This is a genomic window from Halosimplex salinum (assembly GCF_003730195.1).
Lineage (GTDB): Archaea > Halobacteriota > Halobacteria > Halobacteriales > Haloarculaceae > Halosimplex > Halosimplex salinum.
Genome location: NZ_QWGG01000019.1, coordinates 1 through 13518 on the forward strand (window position 1 = coordinate 1; position 13518 = coordinate 13518).

14 protein-coding genes are annotated in these 13518 nt (G+C 56.4%); 3 read left to right on the forward strand and 11 right to left on the reverse strand.

Features of this window, described 5'->3' with window-relative positions; all coding sequences use genetic code 11:
* Positions 1–656: 656 nt before the first annotated feature.
* The 11 genes from D1409_RS23875 to D1409_RS23920 form a co-directional block, all read right to left on the reverse strand.
* On the reverse strand, positions 657–1820 hold the full coding sequence (locus D1409_RS23875) for a hypothetical protein (RefSeq protein ID WP_123539462.1): 1164 nt from the start codon (positions 1818–1820) through the stop codon (positions 657–659).
* Between the two features lie 67 nt (positions 1821–1887).
* Positions 1888–2622, reverse strand: coding sequence for a hypothetical protein (locus tag D1409_RS23880; RefSeq protein ID WP_164471894.1), 735 nt, complete (start codon positions 2620–2622; stop codon positions 1888–1890).
* A 296-nt stretch (positions 2623–2918) separates the two neighbouring features.
* Positions 2919–3068: a hypothetical protein gene (locus D1409_RS25060; protein WP_164471893.1), complete on the reverse strand. Its 150-nt coding sequence runs from the start codon at positions 3066–3068 to the stop codon at positions 2919–2921.
* A 130-nt stretch (positions 3069–3198) separates the two neighbouring features.
* Positions 3199–3981, reverse strand: a complete 783-nt coding sequence (locus D1409_RS23885; protein WP_123539464.1) for a hypothetical protein — start codon at positions 3979–3981, stop codon at positions 3199–3201.
* The gene (locus D1409_RS23890) at positions 3974–4435 is read right to left on the reverse strand and encodes a hypothetical protein (RefSeq protein WP_123539465.1); all 462 of its coding nucleotides are present in this window, start codon (positions 4433–4435) and stop codon (positions 3974–3976) included. The genes D1409_RS23885 and D1409_RS23890 overlap by 8 nt, the downstream gene beginning before the upstream one ends.
* 190 nt (positions 4436–4625) lie before the next feature.
* Positions 4626–6716, reverse strand: coding sequence for a hypothetical protein (locus tag D1409_RS23895; protein ID WP_123539466.1), 2091 nt, complete (start codon positions 6714–6716; stop codon positions 4626–4628).
* Positions 6717–6808: 92 nt separating this feature from the next.
* The gene (locus tag D1409_RS23900; protein ID WP_123539467.1) at positions 6809–7072 is read right to left on the reverse strand and encodes a hypothetical protein; all 264 of its coding nucleotides are present in this window, start codon (positions 7070–7072) and stop codon (positions 6809–6811) included.
* Positions 7073–9253, reverse strand: a complete 2181-nt coding sequence (locus tag D1409_RS23905) for a ThiF family adenylyltransferase (RefSeq protein ID WP_123539468.1) — start codon at positions 9251–9253, stop codon at positions 7073–7075.
* 3 nt (positions 9254–9256) lie between these two features.
* A complete protein-coding gene (locus D1409_RS23910; protein WP_123539469.1) occupies positions 9257–9886 on the reverse strand; it encodes a Mov34/MPN/PAD-1 family protein in 630 nt (209 codons plus the stop codon).
* Positions 9883–10257 (reverse strand): hypothetical protein, encoded by a 375-nt coding sequence (locus D1409_RS23915; RefSeq protein ID WP_123539470.1) that lies wholly within the window; start codon positions 10255–10257, stop codon positions 9883–9885. The genes D1409_RS23910 and D1409_RS23915 overlap by 4 nt, the downstream gene beginning before the upstream one ends.
* A gap of 20 nt (positions 10258–10277) precedes the next feature.
* A complete protein-coding gene (locus D1409_RS23920; RefSeq protein WP_164471895.1) occupies positions 10278–10535 on the reverse strand; it encodes an EsaB/YukD family protein in 258 nt (85 codons plus the stop codon).
* Positions 10536–10693: 158 nt separating this feature from the next.
* On the opposite strand from D1409_RS23920, the gene D1409_RS23925 reads away from it, so the two are divergent.
* The 3 genes from D1409_RS23925 (at position 10694) to D1409_RS23935 (ending at position 13475) form a co-directional block, all read left to right on the forward strand.
* A complete protein-coding gene (locus tag D1409_RS23925; RefSeq protein ID WP_123539472.1) occupies positions 10694–11437 on the forward strand; it encodes a TrmB family transcriptional regulator in 744 nt (247 codons plus the stop codon).
* Positions 11427–11900, forward strand: a complete 474-nt coding sequence (locus D1409_RS23930) for a hypothetical protein (protein WP_164471896.1) — start codon at positions 11427–11429, stop codon at positions 11898–11900. The genes D1409_RS23925 and D1409_RS23930 overlap by 11 nt, the downstream gene beginning before the upstream one ends.
* A 132-nt stretch (positions 11901–12032) precedes the next feature.
* Positions 12033–13475, forward strand: coding sequence for an ATP-binding protein (locus tag D1409_RS23935; RefSeq protein WP_123539474.1), 1443 nt, complete (start codon positions 12033–12035; stop codon positions 13473–13475).
* Positions 13476–13518: the final 43 nt, after the last annotated feature.

A 13518-nucleotide genomic window follows, 5' to 3' on the forward strand; every position in this document is an offset into this window, starting at 1 on the left:
CTGTCTCAGTAGCCGCCGCATTCAAGAAGTCGTTAACCGAAGCTACGTCTTGCAGGGCGTTGGAGCTGGTGGACACAGTTTCCAAACCCTGCGGCCTCCCTTGGGAGGCTTTCTATGACACGCTCTATGTAGGCCTGCCCGGAATCCACAGTGCCACCAGCACGGAACAACGCGCCTCGCGGCCCGCCTAATTCCATTCCTTTCTGTTCTTCTAACTCTACGATGATGTCTTTTGCTTCGTCGAGCTTCTGTACTCGAACGCTTGCGTTTGTTTCTTGCATTGGTTCGACCCGAACAGGTTGAGAATCTACCCACTTTTAAAACTCTGCCTCATAGCCGATTCAGACCCCAGATAGAACACGAACATCTGGCTCCAACTAGCCCTAACGATAGAAGATACGACACGTGAAATATCGAATATACCAGTTACAGCGCCTGGTGTGGTCGAATTCTTGAAGTAGTGTTACAGAACCTGTATTTGCGTGCGAAGCTCCCCAGACTAGCGAGACCAACAATGGAAACTACGGAATCGCTGTACAGACCACACGTGAGGGTGTTGATTGGCGGCTGTCCAAGCGGCCGCGGGAAGTCTCCAATACCACCACCGACGGTCCTCTGCAGAAGGAGAAGGTACCACCTGATACCACGCAGCATCATCACTCCTCAATTAACGGGTTGATTGTCCGTTCGATAAGTGCGTCCGTCAATTCCTGGTCGTGCCGGATGCATACCAGATCGATGTCATGCTCGTTGCACAGTTCCTTCTTTTTCTGGTCGCGCTCCTGCCGCTGTTTGAGGCCTTCCTCGCCACCCCAGTGATCCACTGCCTCGTAGTGCTGGATTCCCTGGTATTCAATTCCGACCTCGGCTTCTTCGAGAAAAATATCTAGCTCCAGTCCGTTGAGAAAGTCCGGCCGGTAGTGACGCTTGATGGTGTGGTCTGGATAGTTCGATTCCACGAGCTGGTAGAGGATGGTTTCGCTGGTCCATCGGTTGCCCTTCTTGTAGTGGCCGAACGCCTGCCGAACCTCGTTCTCGACAGTGTCCATGATCTCCTTGCGCTCCGCCTGCAACTGGTCCTGCAGCTCCGCGAAATCCTCTGCTTCGTCGTCGGGTAGTGGATCCATCTCTTCGTAGGGCTCCCGAGCCTTGCGGATCCGGCGGTACCGCTCCTCCCGGTCGATATCATCCGGCAATTCGTCCCGGACCTCGTCAATCGCTTCCTCTTTCTGTTCCCTAATCTCTCGTTCGCGTTCCCATTTCTTCTCTTGGAGGCGTTCGTATCGGTCAAGGCGGTCGCGGAAGCCATCGTCCAAGATGTCGGTGAGATCTTCGGGAAGGGCGTCGTGGAGATAGTCATTCCCGCCGCAGACTCCGTATTCGTACTGTTGCTGGTTGACATACCAACCGTGTTTTTGCGTGAAGACGGTGCCGTACATCTCGTGACAGTACCGGTATTCGGGGACGACGCCGTTACAGCGGTGGCAAAGCTGGTCGGCAAAATTGAGTTCCTCAATGATGGCGTCCGGTGAGTCAACATCCGTATCCGGTACTTGATCAAGTGTATCCTCCGGAAATTTCCGACTGAGAATGTTCTCAACTGATGGTGTACGGCCAGAGACAGCAGGGTTCTCCATTTCACACCGGGTGTAGTTCCGGATCGCGTCCTTCGCACAACTGCAAAAATGGAGGTCACCATTCGATTCCGGTTTAAACCCGATGAACACACCGTAGTGGGCCGGGTACTGAACGATCGGGTAGGGCAGTTTGTCCTGCCGGTTTTCACGGCCGGGATCCACGACAATAGGGTTCTCCGCCATATTTTGTCGTTATCCACTAACAGAACGAGGTTTCAAAAATCCATGTATCAGCATTGCTTGAGTGATCTTAGTCTACGAGCGTCACCTCCACTCCGTATTCCAGATGTGGTGTTTGTCGGCTGCGGTGATCGCTGACAGCGTCGTATAACGCCTCCACGTAGATGTCGTGAATGGTCGCTTCGACGTCGTCACTCACATCGCCGGTGACGTGCTCGTCAATGAACCACGTTGCCGCCCTGTCTGCTTCAATGTAGATGGCTTCATCTTCGTGCGCGGTCCACGCAGTGCGCCCGGTCCATCCAGCGAGCCCTTCGTAGAGCCTCTCTTTGACGACCTGTTCCGACCCAGTCTGCCATCTGGTTACGAGGTCGTCCGCGACCTCCGTGACGTTTCGGACGAGAGCGGTGAACGGTTTGACCGGTCGCCCGACCGCTTCGTGAGTGTCGATTGCGTCAAGCGCTTCGCTGCGGATGCGGTCAGCGATGAGGTCGTGGTCAAGTTCCAGCGCTTCAACTTGAAGGGTTTCGCCGTGATCTTTGACTGCAAGACCGTTTCCGCCGCCGGCCTCCGCCCACGTTTGAACCCCGATCCACTCCTCGCCGGTTCTGATGAGGTGGTCAGTCACGCTGTGACTGGAGTCGTGATCGCGGTTATGAGCGCGAACGGTGACGTCACAGGCCTTCCCTGGGTGATCGTGTTTGAGAGCTTCTCTGGCTTTGTCTTCTACCGTTTCGAGGGCCACGTTCTTCTCGTTGCCCTGATCTGTGCTTTCACCGACTTCAGATGCGGTTTTTCGTGTCATTGGTGTCGCGTGCTGTCCGCTGATCGTACTGCTAACACGCGACGTCCGACGACGCGCTGGCCTCGCGTCGGCAAGGGTCTATGATACCAGGGATTGCGGTATCGAATTAGTGTACCAGAGAGGGTCTATGCATCGTCAGCTTGTAGATGCGGGGAGATTCTCGGGCGTCGCTTAATTGCTCAAATGAACCTGCCAGGTATAAACCCTCGTCCGCTGGACGTGCAGCGATCACGACTTCTCACTCAGCAGGATACGCATGGGTCAAAGGACGGACTGTTTTGCGTTCCCACACTACCTCACTGGTCGTCTCGCAACACCCACGGTTTCGCATCAGAGTTGTACTCGCTGATCTTCCCGCTGTGACTGCGTGTCTCCGTGGCGAGCACGCCGATATGTTTGAGTTGCTGGACGAAATTGAACAGTGCGTTCGTCCGGATAATGTCCATTTCTTCGAGTCTCTTCCTTGTTCATTTACCTCACAGCCGCTCAGAGTACATAGAACCCAAATAAGATTGGAAATGACACATTTTGAGCTTCTGGAGATGTACAGGAATCCTATTGACAGAGAGATGATTATTATGTATCCGTCTGTTGTAATGTGTCGATCTCCTCCTGCGAGTAGACGCCGTTTGGCTGTAGGACGATTCCGGTGAATCGATTACCGCCCTCTGTAAGACTTGCAAGTCTAGAATCATCATCTGGGACAAATTTCTCCCACGTCATTTTGCTTCTCACCATTCCATCGTCAGTTGAGAAGTGGGTGATACGACAGTTTTTGTCTTCGGGCTCGTCAACCACGGATACCTCCCGGACTGTGGCTTCTTCAATGATCCGGCTACAGATTTGGCCCCAGTATGGGAGACCAGCGATGTGATCGCAGTCTTGATAGTCGGCACCACAAATCGAGCATAGAAACTGGTCGACCACTAATCCGGGGCTCAGATACGTCTGCGGTGGGAATACAAACGTCTCGATCCAATCGTACTTTTCACGTAAATTCTGAATATCCTCAGTCCGCGTAATTGCATGAGCGGCCTGTGCGGATTGCAGAAAGTCTTGGGCATCAACTAATTCGCTCCACGCATTTCCCCAGTCCTGCTTCTTCAAGGCGAGCCACATATTCAATTCGGCGCGTACCGCCTTACAGCCGCATCGCATCGCAAGCAGGAGATTCGCGGTATCCTCATCGCGGTGTTCGATCGCCTCTTGTTGGCGAGCGTTCACCGTCTGGATAAACTCGGTTAAGTCCTCGACAGCCTCCAACTGGAGGTCAGTATCTCGTGGGAGAAATGTCAGGGTCTGTGCGTCGTGGGCTACGTTCCGATACTCGGTGAGCAATGGGATATCATCCTCAGTCATCGTGATCAAGTTCCTCATCAATCTCTGATAACACGGTTTCGAGGTCATCCGGGTGGCCTTTGTACTGGAATGTTTCCCACTCCCCATCTGCTGTTTCTTGCTTGATTGTGACGTCGACTTCGCGCTCAGCTTTCGCAATATAATAGTCAGCGATCGATCGGATGGCGGTCTTGATGACATCCTTGTTCTTCCGGTAGAACGCATAGGAAACAGCCAGAGCAGGAAGCCCGATTTCGACCGACCGCTCAACGGCGATAGACGCCGAGTCGTCCTCTGTTGCCATCTGACAAGGGACATCATTCGAGGCCAAGACCTTCCGAATCGTATCGGTCGCATTTTCATAGACGTAGAGTTCATCACCGTCCTGTTTCGTCCGTTCACGAGGGAGCAAGTAAATCGAATCTGTATCCGCTGCCAATTTCTGAAGAATCTCCGGATACGAAGGCTGTGGCATACCTCCCCGTTCACAGGTGGTCTTGAAAAACCCTCCCTGACTGCGTACGATTCAAAGAGATCTTCGGCTATCCCCCTCGGTGAACCTTGAATCAGTCTTCAGACCAGCGATAACGCTAGGAACTTCGAGATTCAATCCGATCTCGTCTTGCTGGATGAGCGCGAACAGGCCTTGCGCCGATAGGTGTCGGTCACGGGTTGAACAGGGTGTCCGCTAAGTCGCTGCAGTATTCGGGGTTGTCCTCGTCTTGGTGATGGGGATTCGGGATCACGTCACCGTCCACTTGGAGTTCGGGTATGCCGTCGCTATCGGTGGTGATGTGGGCAGTATACCAGATCACGCCATTCAGGTTGTCATCTAGTAGTGGCCATCCCTGGAGGGCGTCGTCGGGGTCACGAACGGGGCGGTCGTCAACGGCTTGGCCTGTTTCAGTGTCGTACGTGAGTTGGATTTTCAATGAGCCGTAGAGCGAGGCCACGACCTGTTCTGGCATGATTTCTGATTGGGTGATGTCGAGCGCGATGAATACGGGGTCTTCTGTCAGCTCGGCCGTGTTGGTGTAATCGGATTTGAATTTGTCAGCGATCTTGTTGTATGCAGTGTTGGGGATGCCGATCACCTTGTTTGCGACGTCAAGATTACGCCAAAGCTGTGGTGCTCGGATTTCGATGTAGTTGTTGTCCACGACCACGTCCACGTCCTTGTCCAATTCCTCACCGGTCTCGTGGTGGTGTAGTGGAACGTCGATACGGTAGGTGAGGCCGTGGTCGTCAAGCCAGAGAAAGAACCCGATTTCACTCAATGTGGATTCGAAGGCGTCCCCGAGCAGTTGCTGTTGCTTCGCCGCTGGTATCTGATTCCAGTTTTCTTCAAGGAACGTGAGATAGGTCTCTGCATCGTTTCGGAGGAGATCAAGCATCGGGTGGTACGTCGCTTGGTCAATCTTCCGCGATAACCGGGTCTGGAAGTGGCTTTTGAGCTGGGGGTACTCGTTGAGTCGAGTGAGGATGCTTTGATCGTATTCCCGGTTTTCGAGGTGATCGTTGAGGACGTTGTAGAGGTGGTAGTACACCTCTTTGTTGTGTTGCTCGTCGTCAGCTGGCTCTTGATCGATCAGTTCATTGTCGACGGGGCGGACAAAGGCTGGTGTATCGATCGTGGTGAGGAAGTCGGCGAGACTGGTTGCCGTTGACCGGTCGTATGCGGTGGCGAAGAAGAGTTCACCGACCGCCTTTTGCAGCAGTTGAAGCATGACGCGACGGTAACTTGGATCGTATCGGTCAATGACCAAGCCAGCGAGGCGTTCCGGGCCGTCTTTCCCGGCGGCGAACACCGTTTCAACGGCGTGAAACGCAGACGGGAATGTATCAACGCGGGCGAGGACGGCGGAGAGGATAGCATCGTTTTCATCCGCAACGTGGTCCACGAGTTGCGTGGTTGACGTGAGGTTGGTGTCGCTCAGGGTGACCGCGAAATCGGCTAATTGGTCTGTTGCGTCGGGGAAATCCATGTAGAGGAAGTGGACCGGGACGTCATCGACGGTACCTTCTGTCATGCCGTGTTCTGCGAGCGCGAGATACTCTTCGAGATGGACCCGTTCGATGTGGCGACCGTATTGTTGAAGAATACGAGGAATGTGGGCGGGATTATTCCGTCCGATGTTGAGCGTTAGGTCCCACAGGTCGGGGTTGGCCGTGAAGACGGCTGTAATAGCACGGATCACTTCGGTATGAAATGCGGGGTCGTCAGCCAGTTGTTTCAGCGCGTCAATGAGTTGTGGTGGGAGTTCTGTGTCCTCAAAGGCGGTTGCCAGGCCGCGGATTCCTGCTTCGACTTTGGTTTGGTCGTGGCTGTCCAGCAACCGACGGAGTTCGGCTGTTGCGTCGTCGCGGGGAAGTCCGGCAATGACTGGGCCAATGATGGGGTGTGTCCAGTCAGCGGTGTCAACGGGGAGTTCGGTGTAGAGTTCCTGCGCTAAGATGGGGTTGGACTGCATGTATTCTCCAAATGCGGTATAAAAGTCGCCCCAGGCGAGGTCGGCGTTGATGTGGGGTGCGAGGCGTTCGAGATTAGCTGCGAGGTCGGTGGCGGTATCGGCGGTGTCAAGGGTTAGTCTAACGACAAGGGGGAAGTAGGCGAACGGTTCATCGATGATCCATTCGAAGAGGGTATCGTACTGGTCCTGTGTGAAATCGCCGTGGTGATCGTCCCACCATGCTTCAAGCTCGTCACGATTTCGTCGACGTGCTTCAACCCGGTCATAGATATCATCCATGTCCATTAGTGGGATCGAGTTTGGGGCAGTCCAATTTAAACGACGTGCCGTTCGGTAGTTACTGGGTTCTGGAACGGCGTATCCTAACGTTCGTAGTCCTATATCCGTGGTGTGAACATGAACCACTTAACGCCGGCCACGAACGTCCCGATCAGCACCTGCCCAATCACCTGTCCCACCGAAGTCGGCGGCAGGTACTTCGTGATAAAATACTCCAGTGTCATCAGGATGAACTCGCCCTGCACGAGGTGCGGAGCTGCGTTAAGCAGCGCCAGCAGGCCCGCACCGTAGATGTAGAACGCGATTGGGTTCTTGAACGGCCCTTTCAACCAATACTTCAGAAGTCCTGTTTTGTACCCCATCTACCGCTCACCCTCGTACAGATCGACCGCTCGTTGCGTCAGCGTGTACCTGTTCGAGGTCCGCCGCCACCCGATCGGCGCGTAGTCGTGGTCGCCCTTTTCGACGTTCGCGGCCTCGATTTCCTGCGCGACCTCGTCGAACAGGTTCATCCGCTCCTCCTCGTCGTCCCCCGCGAAGAGCCGGTCACGAATAGCCTCCATGACCTCCTCCGAATCCAGGTCCGTCGTGTCGATATCCAGCAGGGCGGCGACGAACTGCCGGACCTCCGCATCGTCCCCAACGTGAGCTAGGAGGCGCTCCATCTCCTCGTCAATGATGGGACCGAGGTCCTCGTCGTAAAGCCGTTCTTCCGTCCGCTCGTGGAAGATGAATGACCGGCCGCCCTGTGGCTCGTGCTGCTCGACCAGTCCGACTTCGTTCACCAGGTTGTCGATGTGGTTCCGTGTGGCCGTCGGCACGCTCTCAAGGATCTGCCGCGTCCGAACCTCCGGGTCGGTCCCCGGCAACGCGTCCTGCCCATATAGGTAGGCCACGACGTCAGCCTGTCCCTCGGCGCTCCGGTTCGTGGGATACTCCTCGTTGATGAAGTTGATGACGGCCGGCTTCCCTGCTGTCCCCCACTTTTCCTCGTACCGCTCAACCGCGTCTGGGTCGCCACAGACCTCGCAGTCAGGATGCGGGTTCGTGAACCGGTGCATCCCTTCGACCGGTACCCCCAGCATGTTGTGGGTGAACCGGTTATTGACCACCGCCTCCGGGAAGTGCCGCTGCTTGATAACCTCGCCCGCGAGCAGCACTCCCGCTGTGACTGGGAGGAACGGAACTGGTACCTCCATATCCGCCCCGCCGAGATCGATGTGACCGCAGTGTAGTCGGAACCAGTCGCTGAACCGTTCCCCTGGCTCCGGCACCGTGATATCGTCGTCGCCGTCGACGTACGCCGTGACTTGGTCCACCTGCTCTTGGGTGAACGCCGCATTGTCCGTGTTCATCTCGACGAGTGTCTCCGTTTCGAGTCCAATCTGATCCGACAACACGGACATCTCCCGCGTCACTCCGTCCTGCCGACCCTGGTGCTTGCACGCCAGGCACTGCCCCTCGCCGAACACCACGCGCAGCACAACGTAGTCGCCCTGCTGATTCGTCGCCGCATCCAGGACCGTCTCCGGGAAATCCCACTGGATCTGCTTCCGCGCCCGCACCGTGTCCACCGCCGACACCACTAGCTCCAACGCGTCCGCATCGACTCGGTCAGAAAACTGGATGTACGGCTCGGGATGGGCCTGTACCGAGAACGTCAACGCCGGGTGTGCGTCAACCACGGCTCGCTTCCCGACCTTAGCCTTCATCGACCCCACATCCCGCCGGTACGCCCAGATATACCTGTTCAGGTTCGACGCCGACACCTCGTCGCTGTCCACCAGCCGGATGGTCCCCCTTATCGCATCCAACGCGCTCAACGTCTGTACGAGGGCACCACCGCCGGCACCCACGCCGACCACGTTCAGATTGTGGAGGTTTACGACTCCCGGCAGCTCGGGGTTCGCTGGATCGGCCCGATCGACGGTGTAGTCGTACGTCGAGAACGTTACTGACCCGACCGGGGTCACCCGACCTCGGACGTTCTCTGCGCCGACAGTCTCGCGGAGCATCGCCTTGAACACTTCGGCCACACCCATGCAGGCAGCCGTATAACTGCCGACTGGGTTCACTTGACCGCTGAACGGCGTCGCCGTCTCGTCCGTCGTGGCGTGGACAAGCCACCCGTTCGACCCGACCGACACCGTCGCGTCCTCCGCCCCCGCGCCCAGGTGAAGCGTGGCATCGGCCCCGTCAGGCTCCACTGTCTGCCGGACTGTGACCGGCGAGTCGATGAGCGCAGCGAGGTCCGCGACCGCCTCGCCGACCGTGCCTGCGTCGACGCCCGGCACGTGGACCCTGCGGTCCGCATCACGCGGGAGTGCCACTGCCACTTCGTCGACGATGGGATGCAGACGCGCAAGCAGGTTGACCGTCGTGAACAGGGCGTGCTGGCAATTCTCGTTCGCTGGCTCCGCGACGCTGACCGTCACGTGCCGGTCCGCGACCGCGGCGACGGCCCCGTCCGGGTCGCCGTCCATGAGGCACGTGACCGCGGTCTCCGTCCGATCCGAGTTCCAGGATGGTGTCTCGCTAGCCATGTATTAGACCTCCAAGACAGTCTCCTCGATGACGAACTGGTCCTCGATCTCGCCATCGTCCAGCAGCCGCCATCCGTCGTCTGCGGTGTAGACGTACACCCCGCAATCCCGGAGATCGTACACTGGCGTCTCTCCGAAATCCGGGACGACGATGGAGACGAAGCCCTCGTGGAAGCTGACGGCCTTCTCCTCGTCCACCGGCGAATGCCGCGCGACCCCGGGATGGGAGTGCACCTGTGCTAGGACAAGCTGGTCACGGTCCCGGAGTTCCAGGTTGATCTCGGTCATTTTCCGCAACGGCACCTTCACGCCGCCGTGACGCGCGTTCGCAGTCGGGTAGACGCACGTGGTGATGTACGCCTCACCATCGGTGACCGCACCCGCCCAGAACACGTACGCCTCTGTCCCCTCGGCACCGTGTGCCTCAATGAACCGTTGTGTCTCGCGGAGCACCGCCGTCGGGACGTAGAATTTCTCGATGGGACCCGAGAGGCCCCGCGTCCGCCGACCGTTCCCGGGAGAGACATACGGCCGCGAGAGCCGCGCCCGGCCGCCGTCCTCCTCGTCATCGCCGTTCGGCTCCGGCGGGGTCCGTCCGAACCGGTCGCGGAGCCACGCGATAACCCCGGTCATGAGCGGATCATCCCGTGGATCTTGTGCACCATACTCGGGAGGTCGTACTTTTCCGGATCCCAGTCGTCCTCCCGCTCGTCATGGTTGTAGTTGGTGTAGCACTCCCGGGTGCCGTCGATGCAGATGCCCTTGTCGCTACGGATTCCACGGGCGTGGTCTGGCCACTTCCCGTCGAACTGGTACGACGGGGCCTGCTGCGGGAAGTTGTCGAAGTTCACCGCCAGGGTGTACTCCGTGCCATCCACCGGCATGTCGACGAACACGTCCATATCGTCGACCTTAACCGCCCACCCGTTCCGCTCGACGAGCGACGTGGCCTCCAATCGCTCGACCTGATCCGCCATCTTCGTCTTCGAAAGTTCGTCGTCCATGGAACCCGCTACCTCCGGAGTTAGATGACCTCGGGTTCGGGTTCCAGCACGAGCTCTGCACCGTCGTTGATGCCGAGTTCGGTGAGGGTTTTGTTCCCCGGAAGGGGGTCGCCGTCGTGGACGAGCTGGTACTGCTTCGCCTTCGACGGGTCGATGTCCAGCCGGCCCATGACCGACGTCTTCAGTGCCTGTACTTTCTGGTTTGCCGGGAAGTCGTCCTCGATATCGCCGCTGCTACTGACGATGATGAGGTCAACGAGGTTGTCGTTCTCGCTCATATTCGTTTTCCAGTGGACCTGTTGGGCTGGGGGATACATAATGCTATCCTAAACTACTATCAATCGGAGTATTACAAACCCTACTTTCGTTCGATAGGAGCTAGCCACCACTCAAAGGAAGCATAATTAAACTTCACCTCCAAAGTGGGAGTGAACGGATGCCTCTGAAGGATGAACTGAAGGACGCCCTCGACTGGAGTCAATATGAGGCCGCAGCGTACGCGGCGCTCGTCAAGGATGGACCGATGGAGGCGAGCGACATCGCTCTTCGGGCAGACATTCCCGATTCACGCATCTACAGCATCCTCTCGGGACTTGAGGAGAAAGGGTGTGTCCTCAAACAGGGCCGCCGCCCTGCCGAGTACGACGCCCAGCATCCTCGGTACGTCATCCAAGACGAACAGGAGCGATTCATCGATGAATCCGACGAGGTTGAAGCGAAGCTTGCGAACGCCTGGGAGACGGAGCGCGATGACAACGTTGACCACACTGACGACTCTTGGGTCCTCGCCAGCGCGTCAGGGACCGTGAGCGAGATCCGCCGTCTCATCGACGACGCTACCAGTAGCGTCCGGATCGTCGACACCGACCTCCGCTGGATCAGCCGCCGAAAGGACGTAGATACGCTCCAGGAACTCGCCGCCGACGGCGTTGACATCCAGATCATCGGTGCCTCCGAAACCGCGTTGGACAACGTGAAGGACCTCGAAGAAGCAGATCTCCGGTATCATGGCGACCTCGACAAGGCTTATTATATCATCGATGAGAAACACGTGATTATGCGGATTCACTCCGGCCGAACAGGAATCGTCTTCTCAGAGGAACAGACGGCAAGAATTTTCGGTACGGACTTCGAATCTACATTAGATCGGACAACAAAGGTGGACACCAATGCTTCGTAGACAGCTTCTCCCGCTGGCGCTCATGTACGCACATCACGAGGAGCCGATAGAGGGGCGGACACGGCTCCAAAAGATGATATTCCTCCTACAGAAGAAGTTCGAAGAGGATGACGGTGGTCTCCCGATTTCGGATAAGTACAATTTCACTGCGTACGATTACGGCCCGTTCTCACAGCCGCTCTATGCCGATCTCGACGAACTGCGCGGCGAGGACTCGGATAAGAACAAACTCGTCGTTGAACGGTCCGACACCTTCGACCGCGGCAAGGTCAAATACCGGTACGAACTCACACCTGCGGGAACCACTTTCATCGAGGACGAACTCGCCGACGACGCGAAGTTCCAGGAGATCCTCCGCAGGGCCGAAGAGATCAAGGAAGAGTTCAACCATCTTTCGCTGAGCCAAGTCATCGAACGCGTTTACTCAGAGTATCCAGAGTACGCCGAGAACAGCGTCCTCTGACGTTAATCTCCTCCTCGATCCCCAGAGAATCGACAGATGTGGAGAGGTTGAATAAAGTCGTTTCAGAACAGTGTGATACAGATGTGCCTGCCTATAATCAGTATTATTTGACTGTATAACGACCCAATCTGTATGTCAACATCGACACGAGAATTTGACTTGAACATGGAGGAGGTCCTAGAGGCGTGGGGACCAGCAGACGCAGCACGCGAAATCATTGCGAACGCCCTAGACGAGGCCGCCCTCACAGACACAGATGATCCAGACATCTATAGCGACGACGGCACGTGGCATATCCGGGACTATGGACGCGGATTCCGGTACGAGCATCTCACCCAGGCTGAAGACGAAGAGAAACTGAACAACCCTGACAAGGTGATCGGAAAGTTCGGTGTCGGGATCAAAGACGCAATTGCGACCTGTCACCGCCACGGAATCGGCATTACGATACATTCTCCCTACAACACGTTCACCGTAAAGGAAGCCCCGAAACACGGATTCGAAGAAATTGAGACCCTTCACGTTGAGATCCACCCACCAGAGAAAGACATCAAAGGCACAGAAGTCTTACTAGACGGGATCACGGACGAGGATATCGAGGCGGCAAAGCAGAACTTCATTGATTACACTGACGCAGAACTACTCGAACAGACCCGGTTCGGGGACGTGTACGAAGTTCCGGAAAACGAAGATGCGTCAGTGTTCGTGAGCGGGCTTCGTGTGGCATCAGAGCCGAACTTCCTGTTTAGCTACAATATTACGAACACGACGAAGAAAATCAACGACGCGCTAAATCGTGAACGGTCAAACGTAGGTCGGACAGCGTACTCAACGCGAGTGAAGAAAATCCTGCAAGCCTGTGAGTCAGAGACTGTAGCATCACGATTAGTCGATGACTTGAACGAGTTTGTAACTGGTGAGACGCACGACGAGTTAGACTGGAAGCCGGTGCAGGTCCATGCGGTCAAGATTCTGAATTCGGAACGGGACGTCGTGGTGGCGACACATGATGAGCAGAATCGGAGTCAGAACTTGTTCGACAATGCTCGCTCAGACGGCTATGAGATCGTTACTATCCCAGACCGAATCAAGCCGGATATCGAGGACACCACTGACGTCAACGGCGACCAAATTCGTGGAGCTGAAGCATATCGTGAAGAATTCAGAGAGTCGTTCAGCTACGAGTTTGTCGAGGAGGACGATCTTACGGACGAAGAGTTGGAGATGTGGGAGTTGCGGCATGACGTGTTCTCGTGGGTTGCATTGCCGGATGATGGGTGGGAAGCAAAAGTGTCGGAGTCGCTGCGGACAACCGATTCATCGAGGATGGTGACCTGCGAACACGAGGATGAGCAGATCATCGTTCACAGAGATCTCTTAGCCTACGACACACAACCGTTTCTTTGCAGTCTGATAGACATTGTTGCGTTCGCGCATGGAGGCGAACTACTCCACAGAGAGATGCTGGCAGACATCGCTGGAGCTGTCAGTGCCGAATTGATCGGAGCGGCTGGACAGGCGGACAAAGATCCTGTGTTCCCCGGGAAACAACTGGAACCAGAACCGAACGAATAGGATCGCTACAGACTCAATCTGATTAACTGACACAGTGGGCCTT